Origin of the sequence: Neptunomonas sp. (assembly GCF_016744175.1) — a bacterium.
Classification (GTDB): domain Bacteria; phylum Pseudomonadota; class Gammaproteobacteria; order Pseudomonadales; family Balneatricaceae; genus Neptunomonas.
This window is the reverse complement of record NZ_JADGEV010000017.1, coordinates 12,907-35,523: the sequence shown is the minus strand read 5'-3', so window position 1 is coordinate 35,523 and position 22,617 is coordinate 12,907. Positions and strand designations below refer to the sequence as shown.

General features: G+C 41.9%; 18 protein-coding genes and 3 tRNA genes. 3 read left to right on the top strand and 18 right to left on the bottom strand.

Annotated features, from left to right (window positions below; all coding sequences use genetic code 11):
- Window positions 1–18: 18 nt before the first annotated feature.
- Window positions 19–594, bottom strand: a complete 576-nt coding sequence (locus tag QZZ55_RS09855; RefSeq protein WP_293267153.1) for a DUF1285 domain-containing protein — start codon at window positions 592–594, stop codon at window positions 19–21.
- A gap of 158 nt (window positions 595–752) precedes the next feature.
- Between QZZ55_RS09855 and QZZ55_RS09850 the strand changes: the two genes are divergently transcribed.
- Entirely contained in the window at window positions 753–1,706 is a 954-nt protein-coding gene (locus QZZ55_RS09850) for a hypothetical protein (RefSeq protein WP_293267152.1), read from the top strand.
- Window positions 1,707–1,738: 32 nt separating this feature from the next.
- On the opposite strand, the gene QZZ55_RS09845 is transcribed toward QZZ55_RS09850, so the two are convergent.
- The 5 genes from QZZ55_RS09845 to QZZ55_RS09825 all read right to left on the bottom strand — a co-directional run bounded on the left by QZZ55_RS09845 (window position 1,739) and on the right by QZZ55_RS09825 (window position 8,155).
- Window positions 1,739–2,488 (bottom strand): aspartyl protease family protein, encoded by a 750-nt coding sequence (locus tag QZZ55_RS09845; RefSeq protein WP_293267151.1) that lies wholly within the window; start codon window positions 2,486–2,488, stop codon window positions 1,739–1,741.
- Window positions 2,489–2,493: 5 nt separating this feature from the next.
- Window positions 2,494–2,868 (bottom strand): translation initiation factor Sui1, encoded by a 375-nt coding sequence (locus QZZ55_RS09840; RefSeq protein WP_293267150.1) that lies wholly within the window; start codon window positions 2,866–2,868, stop codon window positions 2,494–2,496.
- 10 nt (window positions 2,869–2,878) lie between these two features.
- Window positions 2,879–4,201 (bottom strand): deoxyguanosinetriphosphate triphosphohydrolase, encoded by a 1,323-nt coding sequence (locus QZZ55_RS09835; RefSeq protein WP_293267149.1) that lies wholly within the window; start codon window positions 4,199–4,201, stop codon window positions 2,879–2,881.
- Between the two features lie 98 nt (window positions 4,202–4,299).
- Entirely contained in the window at window positions 4,300–5,991 is a 1,692-nt protein-coding gene (locus QZZ55_RS09830; RefSeq protein WP_293267148.1) for a methyl-accepting chemotaxis protein, read from the bottom strand.
- A 472-nt stretch (window positions 5,992–6,463) separates the two neighbouring features.
- Window positions 6,464–8,155 carry a methyl-accepting chemotaxis protein gene (locus tag QZZ55_RS09825; protein ID WP_293267147.1) on the bottom strand — a complete coding sequence of 564 codons (1,692 nt, stop codon included), beginning with the start codon at window positions 8,153–8,155 and terminating at the stop codon, window positions 6,464–6,466.
- 382 nt (window positions 8,156–8,537) lie between these two features.
- On the opposite strand from QZZ55_RS09825, the gene QZZ55_RS09820 reads away from it, so the two are divergent.
- A complete protein-coding gene (locus tag QZZ55_RS09820) occupies window positions 8,538–9,110 on the top strand; it encodes a peptidylprolyl isomerase (protein WP_293267146.1) in 573 nt (190 codons plus the stop codon).
- A 65-nt stretch (window positions 9,111–9,175) separates the two neighbouring features.
- Here the strand turns inward: QZZ55_RS09820 and QZZ55_RS09815 are convergent, their stop codons facing one another.
- Genes QZZ55_RS09815 through QZZ55_RS09795 form a run of 5 tightly spaced genes read right to left on the bottom strand, consistent with a single transcriptional unit; the run spans window position 9,176 to window position 12,736 of the window.
- Window positions 9,176–9,634, bottom strand: coding sequence for a YiiD C-terminal domain-containing protein (locus QZZ55_RS09815; protein WP_293267145.1), 459 nt, complete (start codon window positions 9,632–9,634; stop codon window positions 9,176–9,178).
- Window positions 9,634–10,197 carry a nitroreductase family protein gene (locus QZZ55_RS09810; RefSeq protein ID WP_293267144.1) on the bottom strand — a complete coding sequence of 188 codons (564 nt, stop codon included), beginning with the start codon at window positions 10,195–10,197 and terminating at the stop codon, window positions 9,634–9,636. The genes QZZ55_RS09815 and QZZ55_RS09810 overlap by 1 nt, the downstream gene beginning before the upstream one ends.
- A gap of 12 nt (window positions 10,198–10,209) precedes the next feature.
- On the bottom strand, window positions 10,210–11,034 hold the full coding sequence (gene queF, locus QZZ55_RS09805; RefSeq protein WP_293267143.1) for an NADPH-dependent 7-cyano-7-deazaguanine reductase QueF: 825 nt from the start codon (window positions 11,032–11,034) through the stop codon (window positions 10,210–10,212).
- Complete coding sequence (locus QZZ55_RS09800; protein ID WP_293267142.1) at window positions 11,034–11,807, bottom strand: ABC transporter permease; 774 nt, start codon at window positions 11,805–11,807, stop codon at window positions 11,034–11,036. The genes queF and QZZ55_RS09800 overlap by 1 nt, the downstream gene beginning before the upstream one ends.
- Window positions 11,804–12,736 carry an ABC transporter ATP-binding protein gene (locus QZZ55_RS09795; protein ID WP_293267141.1) on the bottom strand — a complete coding sequence of 311 codons (933 nt, stop codon included), beginning with the start codon at window positions 12,734–12,736 and terminating at the stop codon, window positions 11,804–11,806. The genes QZZ55_RS09800 and QZZ55_RS09795 overlap by 4 nt, the downstream gene beginning before the upstream one ends.
- Window positions 12,737–12,771: 35 nt before the next feature.
- Between QZZ55_RS09795 and QZZ55_RS09790 the strand changes: the two genes are divergently transcribed.
- Window positions 12,772–13,251: a PA2817 family protein gene (locus QZZ55_RS09790; RefSeq protein WP_293267140.1), complete on the top strand. Its 480-nt coding sequence runs from the start codon at window positions 12,772–12,774 to the stop codon at window positions 13,249–13,251.
- Window positions 13,252–13,282: 31 nt separating this feature from the next.
- On the opposite strand, the gene QZZ55_RS09785 is transcribed toward QZZ55_RS09790, so the two are convergent.
- The 7 genes from QZZ55_RS09785 to QZZ55_RS09755 all read right to left on the bottom strand — a co-directional run bounded on the left by QZZ55_RS09785 (window position 13,283) and on the right by QZZ55_RS09755 (window position 22,534).
- Window positions 13,283–15,301, bottom strand: a complete 2,019-nt coding sequence (locus tag QZZ55_RS09785; RefSeq protein ID WP_293267139.1) for a diguanylate cyclase — start codon at window positions 15,299–15,301, stop codon at window positions 13,283–13,285.
- A gap of 18 nt (window positions 15,302–15,319) precedes the next feature.
- Window positions 15,320–16,510 (bottom strand): hypothetical protein, encoded by a 1,191-nt coding sequence (locus QZZ55_RS09780; protein WP_293267138.1) that lies wholly within the window; start codon window positions 16,508–16,510, stop codon window positions 15,320–15,322.
- Complete coding sequence (locus QZZ55_RS09775) at window positions 16,497–16,922, bottom strand: hypothetical protein (protein ID WP_293267137.1); 426 nt, start codon at window positions 16,920–16,922, stop codon at window positions 16,497–16,499. Before QZZ55_RS09775 ends, QZZ55_RS09780 begins: the two co-directional genes overlap by 14 nt.
- A gap of 94 nt (window positions 16,923–17,016) precedes the next feature.
- Window positions 17,017–17,092, bottom strand: a tRNA-Glu gene (locus tag QZZ55_RS09770).
- Between the two features lie 13 nt (window positions 17,093–17,105).
- Window positions 17,106–17,181, bottom strand: a tRNA-Gly gene (locus QZZ55_RS09765).
- 36 nt (window positions 17,182–17,217) lie between these two features.
- A tRNA-Glu gene (locus tag QZZ55_RS09760) sits at window positions 17,218–17,293 on the bottom strand.
- A gap of 75 nt (window positions 17,294–17,368) precedes the next feature.
- Entirely contained in the window at window positions 17,369–22,534 is a 5,166-nt protein-coding gene (locus tag QZZ55_RS09755; RefSeq protein WP_293267136.1) for a DUF6701 domain-containing protein, read from the bottom strand.
- Window positions 22,535–22,617 lie beyond the last annotated feature (83 nt).

The window sequence follows — 22,617 nt, the reverse complement described above, 5'->3', positions numbered from 1 at the left end:
CCCTGGAAGTTAAGTTAACTACTCAACACGCCCTAATACGTAAGATTCACCGGCACTACGGATCACAACGTGCAGTACTCCTTCTATAGATTCTTCATGAGCCATCTCTACTAAACTATAGAAAACCGAGCGATTGATGAGGCCTTCCATACCGAATCGCACATAGAGATACGGAGACGGCTCCCCTGTTAGGGGATCTGTTTCCACGCGAATAGGATTTTCAGCACTCGCTATAACTTTGTCTCCGGTAAGGCTTATAAAACATAACGCCTCTCCACGTTCATGAGCAACTTTCTCAACATGTATAAAATGGAAAGGCGCATCTTCAACCTGTATTCTCATCTTTTCAACAGGTGTTTTTAAAAAATAAGCATCTTTCTCTTTCCATAGAACCGTAGCAAACAACTTAACCATCGCTATACGCCCTATCGGCGTACCGTTATAAAGCCAAGTTCCATCACGTAAAATACGTATATCTATATCACCAGAGTGCTTGGGCTGCCATTTATCTACCGGAGGCAACCCCTTTCCCGATGCTTTTTCAATCTGTCGGCTCACTTCTGTAAAATCAAATGTTGGCTTACTTACTTCCATTATCTACCTTTCCCAATTCTTATATACGAACCATCATCTATCCATCATTAAAATATCTCAACTTATATCAAAAATATTTCATCTATTCAGTCAAACACATGAATCACATTCACTGTTAGACTGGGTACATATTAATGATTACGAAGCACTAGGCAATTATGAACTCATCACTTAAAGAACGTTTCTCAGATCCGCAGCGAGGGGTTTACTTTATTGGTACTACACCACCACGGAATAACACCCCTTCGGACCAAGTCAATGAAATCGCTGATAAATTACTGGGGCGTCTTTCTGCTATCGATTTTGATGGTGTCATTGTCTACGACATACAAGATGAGAGTAGTCGAGTTGATAAACCTCGCCCGTTCCCTTTTATGCAAACACACGACCCGAGAAATTATTCACGCCTAATTCGTGAAAAATCAAGCCACCCAGTTATTACCTATAAAAGCGTCTCTCAACGAGATAGACATGATTTCGAACAATGGCTTGAAGAAGCGTGGAACGACTACGGAATTCGCGATATTGTTATGGTAGGTAGTCCATCCTCAGATGGTAAAGTACAACTCTCTTTAAATGATGCATATGATGCTCTTACAGAGCACCAATTAGATTATAACTTGGGCGGTGTAACTATCGCTGAAAGGCATGCTAAAAAAGGGGATGAACACAAAAGATTGCTAAAAAAAGGGGCTCAAGGATGCTCATTTTTTGTATCACAAGCAGTCTATAATCCACAAGCAACGGTCGATATGCTAAGCCGCTATGCCCGTGAATGCAAAGAGCAAGGCATTACACCCCAACGAGTTATTCTGACCTTTACACCTTGTGGTAGTGCTAAAACCTTAGAGTTTATGGAATGGTTGGGAATCTCTGTTCCAGAAGCTACCTGCTACCGTATTTTGGAAGCTCATAATCCACTCGCTGAATCTATTCGAGTTTGCCGCAGTAATTTAGAACAAATTATAGAAGCGTGTATACCTTTAGGGATTCCTCTAGGACTCAACATAGAGAGCCTGACTAACCGTAAAGACGAAATCGATGCAGCGATCCGTCTTTTTAAGTTACTCAAAGCCACGCTAGATTTAAAATTAGCAGAGCAGTCACTTTAGTAAAATAAAGATAAGAAGATACACCTCTACATTCAAGGAGTTGATTGTGCCTCTTTTAGACGCTCTTCCATCTCCTTGTAGCCTTCTGGATTCCAAATAATCACTTGTCTTTGATAATCGACTTCGTACTTAACATTCATTAAAAAATCCATACCCAGAAGACCATCAAAGGTACCACCAGGCGATTTATTATCGATAATAAATGAACGAATGTTTTTAGCTTTATAAGGCCCAACCTTAATTCGATCGAACTCTATGCTGCTTACCCTGATTATCCCTCCGCCTGCTACCCGAGCATACCCTGCCGATTGGCTCGCAGCCTCCAGACGTGCCAGTGCATCACGATGGAAAACAGTACCACTGGCCCCAGTATCCATCAACATATGAACATTCGCCTCCTTGCCATGATATGTCACCAAAACAGGTATCAGCACTTGGTTTCTTACAATTTTGACTGGCGTTTCCATTTGAGCCATCAAACGTTCTAAACGCCTTATTTTAGAACGAGCTTTTAAGGAGTTTGATGCTTTTTCATTCTTCGCAGAAAAATTACTCGAGTTACTGACTTCATCAGAAGGCTTGTTAAGCTCCGTCTTCTTTTTATATTTTTGTGGAATCTGACTCAGGCTTCCAACAAAAACTTGTTTCCCATTTTCATCGGTATATTTGTAAACTTCTGCTTGCGATTTACCCATCATCATCAATAACAAAATAGCGACCATACTGAATACAATAGCCACGACTCTTATTTGCTGACAACGTCTACACTTTTTCTTTGGCATTTAGCCTAGCCTCCTGCTAGTTTTACGGTGTAATTCAACGTCTCAAGCAAAGTTTTAATACTCTCTCTATGATCGCCTTGAATTTCTATCACGCCATCTTTTAGAGCACCGCCGGTGCCACAATGTTGCTTCAGTCGTTTAGTGAGCTTCTTTAACTCAGCACCTGTAAGCGGGACACCTGATACAGTGGTAACCCCTTTCCCTTTTCGTCCCGATGTCTCACGACGTATGCGAATCACACCATCCAAAGAAGCAATTCGCTCACTATCGATATTTTCCTGACAACAACATTCTTTTTGAGGTTTTCTACAATCAGGGCAAACATCCCCTGCTTCTGTAGAATAAACCAAGCGACTAAGCTGATCTTGTAATGATGCCATTTTCTCTTTCCTAGCGGGATAATCCACCAATTTGTCTAGCTAAATAAGCGGCGTAATTGTCAGTCATTCCGCTGATAAAATCCAGAGCCCTCATGTAAGCATGATACAACGTCCAACTTGGATCTGGAGCATGAATCCCCATTAAGCTCATAATTTTTTCACTACGATAACTTAAACCCTCCGCGCTTCCATTTTGGTACTGCTCAAACACAGCATGGCAAAAAGCATCCAGCAAAATACCTAAACAACTATAAGCTCCGACTTCTAATTCGGTCTTTCGTGTGTCCGGAAAGATCTGGTTCTTTGCTAAAGCTTTCGCTGCACTTAGCCCTTCTTTTACCCCTGAGTCACCATCTAGTAATAACTCTCCCTGATACTGTCCTGCCATAATTGATGAATAATGCTTTGTAAAAGCAGCGACTGCAGAATTAACCATATTCTCCATCGCCTTCCCTCTTAACGCGGAAATTTTTCGCCTTGCTGACGCTTGGCTATAAAATATTCCATCTTCAAACTCTGCATCGCCACACAACTGTAACAAAATAGGTTTAATGGCATCAAAAGTAAGAATATTCAGCTCAATAGCATCTTCTAAATCTAATATCGCATAACAAATATCATCAGCGGCCTCCATCAAGAATGCTAAGGGATGACGACTCCAACAGTTATGCCCTAGTGGCACTAAACCTAACTCATGAGCTAATTTGGTCAGTGTATCTTTTTCTGTTAAATAACAACTAAACTTCCCTTTTCCTATCGCGTGCTCTGCTGTCCAAGGGTATTTCAACAACGTTCCTAATGTCGGGTATGTTAAACGTAACCCTCCATCATATAAGTGGTTTTCAATACAGGTAACAACTCGAAACCCTTGAGCATTCCCCTCAAAAGTTTCCAAATCTAAACATTCTAATGTTGAAAGCGGTTTTAAAAAGTCAGCCCCTTTTGACTGTTTAAACCAGTCCCTTATAGCAAACTCACCGGCATGTCCAAAAGGGGGGTTACCAATATCATGCGCCAAGCACGCTGATTGCACGATCATTCCAATATCATGAGAACTCGCCCACTCAGGAAGACTAGATGCTAATAACTCACCAACCCTAATGCCCAGTGTTCGCCCTACACTACCTACTTCTATTGAGTGCGTTAAGCGCGTATGAATATGATCATTCAACACAAGTGGATGTACTTGTGTTTTACGCCCTAAGCGCCTAAATGCACTGGAGAAAACAACACGGTCGTGGTCTTTATGAAAATGACTACGCCCTATTTCAGGAGTACCCATCGATTCATGCCCATAACGTTTTACCGTTAGCAGTTTATCCCACTGCATCATTTATCTATTCCCTATTGGTTGCTCTTGATATTGTAGTTGTACATAAAAATGCCGGTAGCATGAGTGCACACTACCGGCATATTAGCGCTTAAGCAAAGTTACACTTTAAATTGATTTACTATTCTTAGTAAGCGTTGCTCCAGGGCTGACATCTCTTTTGTCGTATCAGACAAAGCATCCGCATTACTAGCAGAATGCTCCGCTATGTCTGCAATTTGCTGAACATTTTTGCTAATCTCATCAGCGACTGCCGTCTGCTCTTCAGCGGCACTGGCTATTTGCGTGTTCATTTCTGTAATGGTGCTCACTGAGCCTGTAATTACCGTTAATGATCCACTCGCTTCCGCCGCCCTCTCAACCGTCGCCACACTTTGAGCCTTGCTGGTATCCATGACCCCAACAGCCTCTCTTGCTCCCGCTTGCAATCGCTCAATCATACTTTGTATTTCTTGCGTACTTTGTTGAGTTCTATTTGCTAGTGTTCTCACTTCATCAGCAACAACGGAGAAGCCACGTCCAAATTCTCCTGCACGGGCGGCCTCAATGGCAGCATTTAGTGCCAATAAATTTGTTTGTCCTGCAATCTCTTTAATAACATTAACAACGTTACCTATCTTGTCAGCATCGACATCTAATTGGCCAATAACATCAGATGCTTTATTCACATCATCTGATAGAGCTTTTATGGCGACAATGGTGTCTTCTACAATTTTTTGTCCGCTAAGTGTTTCACTATCCGCTTCTTGAGCGGCTGAAGCAGCGCCTACTGCATTACCTGCCACTTCCTGAACCGCTGCTGCCATCTCATGTACAGCTGCCGCTGCTTGCGCTGTTTCATGCCGCTGCTTTTGCACATCTGAATGAGTTTTAGTAACAACAGTACTCATTTGTGATGTCGAGTTTGATAGGTCAGCAATGCCTTCTTTTAGATCAATTACAAGATGTTGTATTTTATCCGCGAAATCATTGAAACCCTGCGAGACCTGACCCACTTCATCATTTGAAACCACTTTTAATCGACGTGTTAAATCACCTTCTCCTTGGCTGATATCAATCAGCGCTTCGGCAGTATCACGCAATGGCTGTGTTACTTTCCCTGCCATATACAAGGCAACAAAAATAAAGAAAATAAGTAATATTCCGCCAACCCCCGCAATAACCATCATGGTCTGAGCCATTTTCGCGTCAATGATATTCTGTGTATCGGCAACCACATCATCAATATCATCAATATAAAAACCAGTACCTAACATCCAACCAAATTTTGTAATCCCTAAGGCATAACTAAGCTTTTTGACATCCATATCCTTTGAAGGTTTATGCCAAATATAAGTAACAAAACCTCCTCCTTGCTTAGCCTTGTTAATCACCTCTTTAATAATATAGACACCATTAGGGTCTTTAAGGTTTATTAAGTTCTTGCCCTCTAAAGCAGGCTTGGGCCGCATAGCAATTGCGGTACCGGAGTAATCATAAACAAAGACATAGCCATCTTTCTTCTCACCATAAGTAATTGACCTAAGTATTTCCGCCACTTGCTCTTTGGCTTTGCTGTCGTCGGGCCCTGAAGCTCTATCAACAATAGGTTTTACAGCACTGAGTGCCATATCCATAAAAGACTTTGCTGTTTCTTGTTTTGCTTGCATCATACTTGAGCGGATGGTGGCTATTTCACGCTCACCCATTTCACCCAACTTCACTTTGACCACCAGCATGACGACTAGGATAGCCAGCACCAAAGGTATGATCGTTAGCAATAACATTTTATGCTTGAGCTTTAATGCACTCATGGTAGGAATCCTCAACTCATATTACTTTACATTTTAATGAGAACAGTTCCATCTATCCCGACTTGAAACCTATGACTTTTGGGTTTCGAAAATGCTGACTACTTTCAAAAACATTGTCCGAATGGGCTTTTATCCACAACTCAAGTGGTTACCCTTGTGTAATAATTACTCGTAACTACTTCTCTCAACTTCAAATAAAGTACTCAAGTACCAAGCTTCTATTTACAGCTTAGTCATAAAAATCGAAATAGCTAAAACTGATCCAGCTTTCCATTGACTTACATCACAACGACAGACTACAAACGGTGTGTACAAAAAACACCTATACAGCCAAAAACAAATTAATGAAAATCTAAATACTTCAGCATTACGTAAGAGTTTTTATACAATTAGTGCGGGATAAAAAAATTGGCCCATATAAAAATGCCGGCAGCATGGAATCACGCTACCGGCATATTAGGCTTTACGAAATTTACACTTTAAATTGATTCACAATTCTTAATAAGCGCTGCTCCAGGGCTGACATCTCTTTTGTCGTGTCAGACAATGCGTCCGCATTACTCGCGGAGTGTTCTGCTATATCTGCTACTTGCTGAACATTTTTACTAATCTCATCAGCGACTGCCGTCTGCTCTTCAGCGGCACTGGCTATTTGCGTGTTCATTTCTGTAATGGTGCTCACTGAGCCTGTAATTACCGTTAATGATCCACTCGCTTCCGCCGCCCTCTCAACCGTCGCCACACTTTGAGCCTTGCTGGTATCCATGACCCCAACAGCCTCTCTTGCTCCCGCTTGCAATCGCTCAATCATACTTTGTATTTCTTGCGTACTTTGTTGAGTTCTATTTGCTAGTGTTCTCACTTCATCAGCAACAACGGAGAAGCCACGTCCAAATTCTCCTGCACGGGCGGCCTCAATGGCAGCATTTAGTGCCAATAAATTTGTTTGTCCTGCAATCTCTTTAATAACATTAACAACGTTACCTATCTTGTCAGCATCGACATCTAATTGGCCAATAACATCAGATGCTTTATTCACATCATCTGATAGAGCTTTTATGGCGACAATGGTGTCTTCTACAATTTTTTGTCCGCTAAGTGTTTCACTATCCGCTTCTTGAGCGGCTGAAGCAGCGCCTACTGCATTACCTGCCACTTCCTGAACCGCTGCTGCCATCTCATGTACAGCTGCCGCTGCTTGCGCTGTTTCATGCCGCTGCTTTTGCACATCTGAATGAGTTTTAGTAACAACAGTACTCATTTGTGATGTCGAGTTTGATAGGTCAGCAATGCCTTCTTTTAGATCAATTACAAGATGTTGTATTTTATCCGCGAAATCATTGAAACCCTGCGAGACCTGACCCACTTCATCATTTGAAACCACTTTTAATCGACGTGTTAAATCACCTTCTCCTTGGCTGATATCAATCAGCGCTTCGGCAGTATCACGCAATGGCTGTGTTACTTTCCCTGCCATATACAAGGCAACAAAAATAAAGAAAATAAGTAATATTCCGCCAACCCCCGCAATAACCATCATGGTCTGAGCCATTTTCGCGTCAATGATATTCTGTGTATCGGCAACCACATCATCAATATCATCAATATAAAAACCAGTACCTAACATCCAACCAAATTTTGTAATCCCTAAGGCATAACTAAGCTTTTTGACATCCATATCCTTTGAAGGTTTATGCCAAATATAAGTAACAAAACCTCCTCCTTGCTTAGCCTTGTTAATCACCTCTTTAATAATATAGACACCATTAGGGTCTTTAAGGTTTATTAAGTTCTTGCCCTCTAAAGCAGGCTTGGGCCGCATAGCAATTGCGGTACCGGAGTAATCATAAACAAAGACATAGCCATCTTTCTTCTCACCATAAGTAATTGACCTAAGTATTTCAGCTACTTTTTCTTTTGCTTTACTATCGTCGGGCCCTGAAGCTCTATCAACAATGGGTTTGACCGCACTGAGTGCCATATCCATAAAAGACTTTGCTGTTTCTTGTTTTGCTTGCATCATACTTGAGCGGATACTAGCTATTTCACGCTCACCCATCTCTCCCAATTTCACGTTAACCACTAGCATAACGACTAGAATAGCCAGCACTAAAGGTATGATAGTTAGCAATAGCATTTTATGTTTGAGCTTTAACGCACTCATGGTAATAAGCCTCAATTCGTATTGTTATTTTAAATTTTGATCGTTAATGAGGACTATTTTTATCCCATCATAAAGCTCTAGTTTTTCTAGATACTCCAATACAATCTTTATTATTTTAAAAAATGAATCTGATAGTAAGAATTACTCTGAGTATAAAAATGCTCTTAAGAGCTCGATCGCTCAAACATTCATCTACATGCACTTTATCTAATACGATTCACATTCCGTCATAATTCTCATGTGATAGTCTAGTCAACATTTAAAAAAAGGCATAAAACAAATTAGACTTTATAGTGAATAAGTAAAAACCATAACTATTGCATGTACCTGTTTTGACGTAAACTTACCTAAATTTTTACTCTTGATAGGATCATTTGAATCTATGTTTTCTCAATTCAAAAAACTGCTACTCATCACTTCAGTGCTTCTCTTCAGCCAAGTATCTAGTGCAGATAGTACAAGCACGAACCCCATAGTAGTGCTCGAAACAAGTGTAGGCAGTATTACATTAGAACTTTTTGAAAACGAAGCACCCGCAACGGTAGAAAACTTCTTACGATATGTGAACGAAGATGGGTACGTAGACACCGTGTTTCATAGAGTCATCAGTGGGTTCATGATTCAAGGCGGGGGCTTTACAGAGGATATGAAAAAGAAAACTGTACACGAGCCAATCAAGAACGAGTCAACCAATGGATTGAGTAATAAACGGGGCACCATTGCTATGGCTAGAACGCAAAACCCTGATAGTGCTACGAACCAATTCTTTATCAACTTAGTCGACAACCTCAATCTTGACGCAGTAGGAAACCGCGCAGGATATACAGTTTTTGGAGAGGTTATAAAAGGAATTGAGGTTATAGAATCGATAGGAAAAGTTAAAACAACCACTCGCTCACGCTACCGAGATGTACCTACTCAGCCTATTTTAATTTTAAGTACCAAACAGCTTTAATATTTATCTAAAACATATTGCCATACTGATCGCTCATTTTACGTCACGAGTGATCAGTACCATGTCTAGGTGCGTTGAATAGCTACGTAATTTCCTGTCATTTTTAAAGCCACAATACCGTTCTGCTTAATTGAGACATCAAGTGCCAGGCGTGCACGCCCCTTCTCTTTTAAACGTAATAAAAAACTATCTACGTCTAAGGTGCTAGGCACCACCACCTGTGCATAAAAATCATTTGTTATAGGAGCTATATATTGCATCTCGCAATCACGAATCATGACATCACAATCCAATGATTGCTCTCTCAACAGCAGCGTCGTCAAACACCATCCTGAAATAGTTGCTAACGTCGCTAGTGACCCCCCAAACCCCGTTCCTTTATCATTAATGTTTGGAGCTAATTCGGCAGGTAAAACAAGCCGTTTTCCATCGTACTCCAGCTCACCTAAACCCATATGGTTAAGCAGTGGTATTTGTGTTTTAAGCCAGACTAGAAACTGCTCTGGATTTGATGTTGTAGGCATTAACTTTTTCCTTTCCAGTCAGAAAACACGCCATCAACATTGATTTGATTAACTTCTCGCATTCTCTTTGCCGTTCCAACATAAAGGAAACCTATTACTTGTTCATGAGCTTGTAGACCTAACCCCGCTTTCACGACAGGATCAAAGGCCATCTCACCGGTTCTCCACATAGCACCGAGGCCTTGTGCATAAGCGGCTAGAATCAAACTATGGGTCGCACACCCTGCTGTTATAATTTGCTCAACTTCAGGCACTTTCAGGTGCTGCTGTATTTTAGCAATAGCCACAACTATCATTGGCGCGCGCATTGGCTTTTTCTGAAGCTTAGCCGCTTTATCATCAGCAAGATCATTTCCCTTAGCACGCATCGCTTTTACAAAAAGTTCGCCTAAATCATTTCTAGCATCACCCTCGATCACTAGGAAGCGCCACGGCTGCAACCCTGCATGATCTGGAGCCCTTAATGCTGCCGTAAACATTACATTTAACTGATCCTTAGAAGGAGCAGGCTCAATCAATACCGGAACAGATACCCGGTTGTGCAGCATTTCAATTGCATCCATATACTCACCCTCTTACTGCCGGCTTAATCTTAAATTGGTAGATATAACAGGTTCACTGCTACGCAATGGGTTTATATCCAACCCTCCACGACGAACATACCTAGCATAAACAGTTAATGACTTAGGTTGGCATCGAGACCAAATATCCATGAAGATATTTTCAACACACTGCTCGTGAAAATCACCGTGCTCACGATAAGAAATAAAATACTTCAGGAGGTTTTCTTGATCAATTTTATACCCTGTGTATTTGATTTGAATAGATGCCCAATCAGGTTGCCCAGTTACAGGGCAGTTAGACTTTAATAGGTGACTGTACAATACCTCTGTAACCTGACTTCCCTCAACACTTAACAAGTTCGGTGCAGGCCGGTAGTCTTCAACCACAATATCCAGCTCATCCAAACACTCGCCCTCGAAATGACCCAAGTTTGGCATTTGATCAGGGTGGCACAATTCAACTTTAACAGCCCCTCCCGCCGATTCAGAAAGGTCTTTTTGCATCTGGTTTATCACGGCACTATCACTATCGAACCGGCTCAAGTTATAAGAATTCAAATACAACTTAAATGATTTTGATTCAATTATGTTTTGAGAGTCTGCTGGGATAAAAAAGCTAGCAATTCTAACGACAGGTTTGCCTTTAAGATTAAGCCAAGAAACCTCGTAGCCATTCCAAATATCTTCACCCACAAATGGCAATGATGATCTCTCAATGCCACGGTTTTTCCAATTAGTATCGCGTTGAATAGGAAACAAAAGATCCGGAGTATATTCGTTTACATAAACGGTCTCATTGCCTAACGGCGACTGATCAAGAATATCTTGCTCACTCATTATTGACGAATCCCTTTACCCATATCTAACAACTTTAATGCCACCAGAAATAGCACAACGTTAAATAAAACAATCACTGTAAAAGCAAAACCTACATTAATATCACTAACGCCAAGAATGCCGTAACGAAATGTATTAACCATATAGAGTATGGGGTTTAATTGTGAAACACCTTGCCAGAAATCAGGCAACAACTGGATTGAATAAAACACCCCCCCCAAATAAGTCAAAGGCGTTAGAATAAACGTTGGGATAATCGAAATATCGTCAAATGAGTTAGCAAAAACGGCATTAATAAAACCGCCTAATGAAAACAGTATGGATGTCATTAACACCGTAGCAACTGTCACACCAAAACTATGAACCTGTAACTTAGTAAAAAAGAGAGAGAGTAAAGTAACAATGAAACCGACGGCAAGTCCTCGCGAAACACCCCCTAATACATAACCCGACAAAATAACCCAGTTGGGTGTCGGTGATACCAATAGCTCTTCGATATTTCTCTGAAATTTAGTACTAAAAAAAGAAGATACAACATTTCCATATGAGTTAGTAATAACCGACATCATAATTAAGCCGGGAACAATAAACTCCATATAATTAAAGCCGCCCATCTCTCCAATGCGACTACCAATTAGATTTCCGAAAATAATGAAATAAAGGGTCATGGTTATAGCAGGAGGGAGGAGTGTCTGAGCCCAAATACGGGTAAAACGCCTAATTTCCTTTCTAACAATGGTGCTAAAAGCAATCCATAATTCTTGATTACTCATACTTCTTTCTTCTCCAGATTTTTTTCAACCATGGAAACAAACAACTCCTCCAGCCGGTTAGATTTATTACGCATACTGGTTACTTCTATCTTTTGGCTCTCTAGCTGTGAAAACAGGTCATTCAAGCCTTGGCCTTTGTTAACCTGAACAACTAACGTGTGAGGGTCATCAAGTTGCACAGAGTAACCATCGATAACAACACTGCTTACTTGATCAGGTCTCACATCTAAAATGAATGTTTCAGTAGTTAGCTGCTGAAGAAGCGACTTTATTGATGTGTTATGAACAATGCTCCCATGATCAATAATGGCAATATTTCGACATAAACTCTCTGCTTCCTCCAAGTAATGTGTTGTCAAAATAATAGTAGTACCTGCCTCATTAATCTCCTGTAGAAAAGCCCACATAGAACGCCGTAACTCAATATCAACACCCGCGGTAGGTTCATCCAGTATCAATAATTTCGGCTCATGAACAAGTGCTCGCGCAATCATCAAACGCCTTTTCATACCACCAGAAAGCATTTGAGCACGATCATCTCGTTTATCCCACAAACCTAACTTTTTTAAATAAAACTCTGCACGCTGCGCAGCCACCGCAACAGGAATACCGTAATACCCAGCTTGAGTACGTACAATATCACCCACTTTTTCAAACATATTAAAATTAAATTCTTGCGGAACTACGCCTAAACTTCGCTTGGCTTCCGCTTTGTCTTTTTCTAAATCAAACCCAAAGACTTCAACCTTGCCACTGGTTTTATTAACTAAAGAAGAAACGATACCCAAAGTGGTCGATTTTCCCGCACCATTAGGCCCAAGCAAAGCAAAAAAATCACCTTGTTGTACATCAAAGGAAATCCCTTTTAGGGCTTCAAAGTCATTACCATAGACTTTACGCAAATCTTTAACTGATAGCGCTATTGTCATTTTTCTTTATCCTAGTTATTTAATCGGCACAGGGAATGAATAAGATTTTCAACATTTACGGTATTGTATCAGGTAAAATTAGTGGTTTGATAAAAGCAACAGAGTTATCCCAGATGTCTAACAACTATCATGACTTCCATATCGACCTTTTAAAACAAACATATAATCACATATTGCAGTTTACGCCGTTCTGTCAGGAGGAGCTCTCTACTGAAGAGAGTGAATTCTTGCAGTTGTTCAGTGAGCTCATCCTCCAAACAACGGAGTTTCAAGAAAGCTATATAGAAAACGGCCAAAATTTAATAACTCGCTGGATCCGTTCTTACCCTGAACTAGTGCCACTTCTACCAAGAGATTTACTATTTTTCTTCGGGGGTGACTGCTTACACTTTATGCCAGATGAAGAGCTACAACTATTTCAAAAACTCGACGAAAAACGTTATACGGCAGAGTCACAAGGCGACACTTTTGAGTATTCCCGCGAAAGAGCTATTGCATTAGGTTTAGCGCATTAAAATTACATATTCAAAGATATTCACTAGCGGGCTATGACGGCTCTACACAAGAGTATTTAAAGTTGTTTGCCCCCTCTTCTTTTGATAAGTACATTGCAGTTTCGGCATTTTCAACTAGTTCAGCAACATCATTTGACTGACTTGGGAACGTGCATATACCAATATTAATGTTCACCTTATGATTTGAACTATCAATAGAGAATGGTTTATCAAAAGCAGTAATAATTTTTCTTGCCACATCGCCTGCATTCTTCTCAGTTTTTATACTACTAAGGATAACCATAAATAACTCATCGCCAAAACGTGCGATAACATCATCACCACGCAAACAATCAGAAACTCTATCCGCTGCAGCCGAAAGCAATGTAACATCACCTCCGGTGGTATCTATCGAAAAGTGGTTATCTGTTAAATTCTTAATTTCACAACATAAGACGGCAATTGAGCGCTGATTCTCCAAACTGCTTGCCATCATTTCAGGCAATAACTGTAAGAAAAGTCGCTTATTGGCCACTTCTGTAACAGGATCATGAAAGGCCAACCAGGCCAGCCGTTCTTCAGCTTTTTTGTTGGCTGTAATATCGATACCAATAGAGAGTATGGTAGGTCGGTCTAGGTTGCTCGCCATGCTGGTATGAATCCAATAAAGATATTGCGAACCTCCTTTAAGATCCACACATTGGCTTTCAAAACAAACAAGACTTTCTCGACCAATATATAGCTTATTCATATCATCGATTGCGGCAAGGTTATTTTTCCCTGCTAAGAAGCAGTCAGAAAAAGTTAACTCCGGATCATGTTCAAACTCGCCAAATAACTGCTTCCCAAACTCATTTGTTGTTAATACTCGTCCGTCCATGGATTGTGTTAAAACAACACTATTAGCATGGCTTGTTAGGTTAGTGACTACCTCTCTTCCTGAAAGCTGAGTAACACTTAGCTCTTCAAGGCTTTTGACTGCTGCCAAGCCATCTTTTTTCAAAGAAGAGCCTTCCTCATTTATTTCAATACACTTTTGTTGTATTTGATCTATTTCATCAACGAGAGAGGCTTGATAAATCATCTGGTTTTTCTGTGAAATAGAGCCTGCCGCTAAGGTTTTCAATATAATCCTTAGTCGCTTAGTCACACTCCCCATTACCATCGCGATTAACAGCACCATAAGAAGACTAGCGATGGCTATTTCTAGCCTAACTCGAAATTGCGCTTCGTCTAAACGTTCTTTGTTAAGGGTTTCATCTTGAACAAACACCCATACAGTGTCTATAGATTTTACACTTTCAGGGACCGTAAAAAAAACTCCATAGCTATGACCAAATGCACGCACAGAGTACAGTTTATCAATGACGAAGGCCGTTTCAGTTTGACTCAACAAACGGAGCAATTGAATATTTTGATTTTTTTGTGTCATCTGAGTAAAGCTGAGTGACCAATTCTCGATGTCTGCGCTTGCTTGCTCTACTCTTTTGGCAATACCGATATCCACACCCGTTAATTGCTTAAAATCTAAAACCGTATCTTGGATAACACGGCCGACGACAAGAGCCCCACTCACAATTCCATCACTTAACAAGGGGATCGCAATATAACGAAAACATTGATTGTAGCAAACTAGATCACGTACAGGATATTCCTGCTCAATAGCCTTACCTACAATATTATCAAATGAAGAATTTTGATGCCCCCAACGTTTAATAAGCTTGGCTGAAGGATCAAAAATAACTGCACTATCCAAAACACCTTCCGCCTCTAAGCGAGTAAAGCTCATGTCTAATGCTTTTTGAACCTGTAAAATTTGATCTTCAGAAGAGGATTGGGTAAGAGTTGAAATGGTTTGAGCAACTTCGAGTAGCTTATGGTACGACGTTGTTAATGCTCCATTTAAAGCCTTAAGGCTTCGAGTATGAGACTCGCCGCGTGTTGCTTCGTACTGGTGTGATAACTGCTGATTAATATAACTATAAAGCACTACGTTAATAAGAATAAGCAAAAAAGCTAACGGGATTAACACCTTCCAACGTAAGCTCATAAAAGCAGGCCAGATAGTCATCCTTACTTAACTCCTTCCTTAAAATCGATACGCTGCTTGTAAAAGGTAAAGATTCCAATCTTTCTTCAGGCTTCCTGCATCTAGATTATCCTGAACAGCTAACCAAGCCGTCCCTTGAACATGATGCCATTCAGCACGAAAGCTAATATTTGGTGTAGCCTGCCAGCCAGCTCCCAATGTAACATCTTTTGACCACTGGGAAAAAGCAGGCCTGCCTGAACGCTGCTCAGTAATGGAACCATTTCGATCCTTTTTGTTGAGATAAAACACATCATAGCGGAGCAAGAGGTCCCAATCTTTAGCAAAACGATACTCTGTTTGCAGGTAATATGATTCAGAGGTGCTTTTGCCGTTAAACTCAAAAACGCCCCCTAGGTCAGTTCGATCAACTTGAATGTACATATACTCTGAAGTAAATGACCATTTCTCAGTATTGTATTGCCCGCCAAAAATAGCAACCTCAAGATTTAGCCCCCCTTCTTTAAGTCCTAGCTCACCTAAAGGACCAGGAATATATGTTAAATCAAACTGCCCCAGAGTTAGACCAATTTTCCATATATCGGCGCCATCAGATAAAGAGACACGAGACATGATACCGAGGTCATCTTCAAACCTACCTGAATAGTTTGCTCTGAAGTAACCATATTCATTGTTCACACTCTCTCTTGGAGCCCCAACAAGAAAGTCTATATCTAGTCGCATATCCCCTAGAGGAAGATGTCCATAAACAATGGCTCCATCAGAAGACAATTGAAGCTCTCTTGTTGTGTTGAAGTAAATAGATTGAGGAAGCGCTATAGAGGGCCTTGTAAAAGATACATCCCTCGTCTCATTATAAAAACCATAGGGCAATTTCACTCTGCCAATCCGTATTCCATACTCGCTAGAAACACTAGGAGACAAACCAAAATCAACGAGCAAATAGTCAAATTGGAGATTCCCATCATCCACTTCGCCAAATTTTCTCGACATCAATTGACCGGAAAAATGCACCAGGTCTGCTGCTCTCCATGTTGCATAAAAGGCCACTTCTCGCAAATCAGCGCTAATCCCTTCGCTACTTTTTCCAGCAAAATTATTATGATCACTTGAAGCAAGACCTTGAGTAATAAACCCGCCCCAATACCACTCAGAGATACTATCTTCTGCCAGTAAGGCCGTAGAAAAAAACAAGCAGCAATATAAAGAGAGTAACTTACTGTATTTCAATTATTTTAACTCCTGTCAGAATAGGATAACCACTATCATCCATGTACCCCACAGCTCCTTTAGTATTCTGAACACGCAACAGCATTGCTTGAGTAGAAGGCACTAAGATGGGTGGAAAACCTGCACCACTGAAAACAGAACGATCCCAAATCATTCTCAGTTGGTAAGGAAACATACCAAGCTTTGATTTCACAAAAGAGCGATGAAGAGGCTCTTTATCTGCAAGCACAAAAACATATACCGGTTTTTGATTCGGCCATCGCGAAGTACGCATAGTGAATATGGAACGCAGATCTTGTTGCGATAGACTTGAGATAGGAACATCAGGATGGGCAATAACTATTTCTGCCTCAGCAATAGGAGACAAAAGAAATAGGATCACAATTAGAGATTTTAGTAGATTCCGCGTCACTACGGTCCCTCGTAAAGCGACAATAAATAGCATAAGCGACTGATTATATATAAAAAATCAGAGAATCTATAGGTAATTTTAGGATAAAAAAAAGTGGCGTCCCATAGGGGGTTCGAACCCCTGTTACCGCCGTGAAAGGGCGGTGTCCTAGACCACTAGACGAATGGGACATACTAAAAAATTTGGAGCGGGAAACGAGATTCGAACTCGCGACCCCGACCTTGGCAAGGTCGTGCTCTACCAACTGAGCTATTCCCGCAACATCACTTTAGATATTCACATACGCTAAAATGATTGGCGTCCCATAGGGGGTTCGAACCCCTGTTACCGCCGTGAAAGGGCGGTGTCCTAGACCACTAGACGAATGGGACTATTTCGATGAGAGCAAGGCTCTTCAAAGAGGCGCAAATCTTATTGATTCCAAGGACCTATGTCAAGGATAAATATTACCATTGACGCTGAAATATTATTTTATCGTTACTTCTGTATTGGCCGAAAACTATATTTGCATTAGGATCATCGTCAAAACTATCTCCATCCCCATTATCATCAATACCATTCCAGTCAAACTTTAAATAAGGAACACGATTTAAGTCCACCGTCACGTTAACAACACCTCGGTTTCCAGCCCCCGGAGCGCTCAACACAACCCCCGCATCACCCATGTTCACGCGAAAGTCTGTGGCTGAAAAAGCATAAGCTGGCCCTATCAAGCCAGACGAAAACAACACCCCGTCAGTATCTGTATAAGACACGTCAGACTCAAGCCAGACACTGCAGCTATCCATTTCATTCAGTACAAAACGATTACCGTCATAGTATTCCACCCGCCAAGGCAGGGAGATACTCTCTGTTTCTGGACCAAATGCATTAACGACATTAAGCCGCCCAAAACGTATCTCTTTTGCAGAAATACTATCAATAGTAAAATCCTTACAACTCTCTTCAAGCCAATTTCCATCACCATCTGTATCATCACGATAGCACACGCCATCATCATCACTCAGGCCTGCTGCAGTAAAAGTCAGATCAACAAGCCCCTCAAATGGCGCTTCAATGCCGCGGCGTTGATATAGGATTGAATCCCGTCCTAATGTATTAACAGCCTCACCATTATAATCAGCTTCGGAGCCACTCCAAGTATCAGTTCCAGAGTTAATCGTGCTCGCAAATATTGCCGAAACAGTACCGCTTTTATCAGAATAGGAACGAGGCCGCTGCGCAGACAGCTTCCAAAGCCCCGCTCCGTAGTTATACACCCGATCACCCACAGCGTTGTAGGCTGTGATTGAAAGTTCAGGTAACGTTTGATAGCCAATCGGCTCATCCATATACGAAAAGATATCTGAAGAACAATGCGTACCCCATTCAGGGGTGTTAGCAGCTACATCCAGATAGCCTGGCACAAAACGGCCGACAGAGATTATTTTTTCATCTAAATTATGCCCATAATAATCCGCATCCCGGGCACGTACCTCTATAACACCGACTTCCGAATAAGCAGCGGCTGAATCTTCAAAAACGCCAGCACTAAAGCCTGTTGAAATATTAAGCCAATTCAGCGAGTCATTTAACGTCAACACCCCCGCCACTGTCGCTAAAGCTCCGCCTACCCCTCCAACAGACACAGTCGGCATTTGCAAAACAGACCCCAGCTCAGCATTGGATGGCTGATAGTTAGCCGTAACCGTACCATTTTCACACTGCCCCTCAACACGAAGAGTAAAAGGGTTAGCTGCCGCCCATACCGCCCCCCCGGACACATTACTATTATCTAACAACGCCCCACTAGGTTGCTCTGCCACAACATGCAGTGTAGAGGGGTACATAACAAAAGTATCTGACCCTAATAGCGTTTTCTTACCTACTTCCAAAGAAGCATGCAAACCAACCATACCTGCATCTGGGTACGCCACCTTCATTCGAGCTTGGCCCTGAGCATTAAAAGACATAGATACCTGGGTCCCTGGCGCACTTAATGCTAATGGGTAATCAGTACCATTCGAAGACATGAGCAAGACACTAGCATTAGAACTAGCCGTAGGTGCCACATACTGGCTATAGAAACCAACCAACTTATCACCCACTACCGCACTCTCACAACTTGGTGAGTTATCAGACTTCTTCACCGCACTAACAAGAACCTCCACTGATGGCTTACACGACTCGGTATCTGGCACTGTGAAAACCAAGCCTGAATCAGAGACAGAGATATTTCTATCCTCAAGATGAGATGCCGCCCCTTTGTCTGAAGAAACGCCATCTGATACATTAAAATTAACTAACTCAGGATCTATAGCTAGATCAGGATAAGAAAAACGCAACGTAACACTCGTTTCACCATTATCCGGGAACTGATACGTTGCCCGCCCTCCACCCAAGTCAACCAATGTACCGGCACCCAAAACCACTGAGAGCCATTCCCCTTTCGAGGTAGAAGTTGATATCTGCAGCAACGCATCTTTTGCATCAACGGCCAAATCTGCATCATCATGTGCCGTGAATGTAATCTCCTCCACTAAACAGCTCACCATCGATTGATCATGAATGATTTCGTAATGGTCAATCAACTCAGGTTCAGTGCAATCACACGGGCGCAATGCGCCGTCATAATTTCTACCGGTTGCTTCATTAGCGACTATATCCTCAATCTCAAAAGGCGTTAGGGCAACATCAAAAATCTTCATTTCATCTATGTCACCATCAAAAAATCTTGCTGCCACACCTTGATCTTGCCCTACCTGCAGGTCAGCACTGTTGGTTATCAGTTGGCCTGTATGAGTTTGACGAGCTACTTCACGCCCATTGATATACATTACTTGACGTCCATCTCTATAGGTAACAGCTACATGCTGCCATTGCCCCACACTAATAGTGCTTCCAGACGCAAAACTATGCGCTACATTATTAGAGTCAACCCACTCCCAAAATACTTGACGATTTCTATCAATATGAATTTTATAATTAGTATTTTTTGTTATGGCACTCTTTAATTCTGTAGGCGTACTATTCGGCCTAACCCAAGCCATAGCTGTCATAGCAGCCGGCAAGTCAACAAAATTATTGTCAGGCAATCTTACGTAATCATCAACACTGTCAAACTGGGCCAGCCCGCATATTTGCCCATCAATAGTAGAGAGCACACCATTTACCGCATATGCATCTAACCTATTCGGCCCACTGTCTATTACATTTTGACCATCTACCCAATCGCAACTATCAAACCGATAATTAACGGCAGGGAGAGGTAGCTCGCAGTGCCGATCCGAGCCGTCATAATTTTTGCCTGCTTTTTGGTTTGCATAGATAACCGACACTTGCACTGGGCCAAGCTCAACTTCAAAGATAGTTGGCTCATCAATCCAGCCATCCCAATCCTGAGAGATATCAAATCCACCACCAAAAGAGTCCTGTTCCTGCCCTATAATCACGCTCCCAGGAGAGAGACGTAAAGGTCCCGTTGCTACACTAGATTTACACCCTTGCAGCACAGCATCAATATACAAACAATTCTTATCCGCTTTACGCGTATAGACAAAATGGTGCCACTCATCCCTATTAGCTGCACTGGCAAAGTTTGAGACGGAAAATCCATTAGAACCAATACTGAAAGAATCATTTTTTACTAATGGCTGGAAATAGTCACTACGATCAAACCAGAGCAACAACTCATTGCCATGATCAGGCCCAAAACCCGATAATAACGCCTGATTCCCTGCTTCTGAAGACCTTCCCCACACAGAGAAAGAAAACTCATTTAAGCCATCAAATGCAGCCGAATCTAAAGAAATAAAATCAGTAGTCACTCTATCTTTAACCGAAAAATCTATAGCACGGCAAACCACTCCATCAACGTTGGTATCCATAGCTTCACTAGCAACGCTATGAAAATCATTGCCGCTGTAATCTTTGATTTCATCCGCAGTTGCGGACCACCTCATTTCATCAAGATGCCACTCAGCTCGCGGCACTGGCAACACATCTAAACAAGCTCGTACAGTACCATCCCAGTTCTCACCTGCTAATTGATGAGCATAAATAGAGCGCACATCTGAGGCTGAGAGCTCGCCACTAAAGATTAGAGGCTCATCAACCAACCCTTCCCAGTCCTGAGTAGCAACAAACCCTCCCCCCACAGAATCTTGCTCTTGACCAACAATCAACCCACCAGAAGATACTGACACTACACCCGTATAGGTACCCGTTTTGCACCCCTGACTCACACCATCCACAAACAGGCAGTGCTGTCCTTCATTACGCGTCCATACGTAATGATGCCAGCGATTATCACTAATTGCCGCCAACGAATAGGTAGCCACGATCGTATTGAGAAAATGAAGTTGCAGACTAGTTGTGCTACTGAAGTACATCAGTACACCATTTGTGTGCGAACTAGACGCGGCAGAAAAAATAGTTTGAGCGCCACTACGCGAGGAATCCAACTTCCCCCACACAGAAACAGAAAAGTCATTAAGGCCGCTAAGCGCAGAGCTGTTTAAAGAAACATAATCACGCGTACCATCTTCACGAAAATCGGCAGCCTTGCAGACAACACCATCCGCCGAATTCAACATCGGCTTACTTGCAACACCGTGATAGCCATTTCCAGAGGAATCCAGCACTTCGTTCGCAGTCCCAGCCCAGTCAACCTCATCAAAATACCACGTAGCTTGCACTACAGGCGTACATGTAGGCTGATAACGTATATTGATATCGTCAATATACATGCCAATAACCGCATTACTGCCTGATGCTAAAAAACGTATTTGTGTATTGCTTGCCGCGTAAGCTGAAATATCGAAAGAAGCCGACACAGCGGAAGTATTACTGCTGTTGATGAGATAACTTTGTACATCTGTCCAACTACTGCCGCCATTTTTGGAAACTGAGAGCACAACGGTTTGACTACCTTGAGATCTGCCTCTACGGTAAACAAACGATAGTGTTGCGCTAGTAACGCCACTTAGGTCTGCTTCTCTATAAACACCACGATCGCTAAAGGTTTGTGCTCTATTACCGGACGGCACACCCAAACGTAAGCAATTTCCGCTAGTACATAAATCACTACGCACCCTGGCGATACCTGCACCAGCACCATCCGATTCACCAACTTCAGTCCAGTCACCGCTCCAATCTGAACTACCACTATTTTGACTGTAAGAAACACTCGAGAAGCTATCAGCCACACTTTGTGCTGCACAATTACTCGTTGCTGCTGTCCAGGTTGCTGAAAACCCTCTATCCACGACAGAACCATCACTCGTAAAGCGCACCAGCATAGTTCCGGAATTAGCTGTATAAACGCCACCGGTTGACCCTGTTAAACGAGCTATCTGAGGCGACGACGTATTAATACCATCATACAAATAGACGTAGTCATAATTTGTCTCAAGAGAGAAGGTAGTAAACGTCAAGGTAACACTGGTAGCGCCTGCAGATTGAATCAAAAAGGAACAATCCTCTCTGCTAGAATAGCTGCCACCACTCCCTCCCGAATCAAACAAACTGCCTGATATCGCGGAAGTAGAAACGGATGAACACATGTTTTCAGCTTTTACATTCAAAGAGAAAAAAGCTAAAAATCCAAGGAGGCCCCAAATGAGACTTTTCATGAACTGTACACTTGCTCCATCTTGATACCAATAAAGACTACAAGCGACTTTAATAGATAAATTTCAAGGATATGAACAAGTAT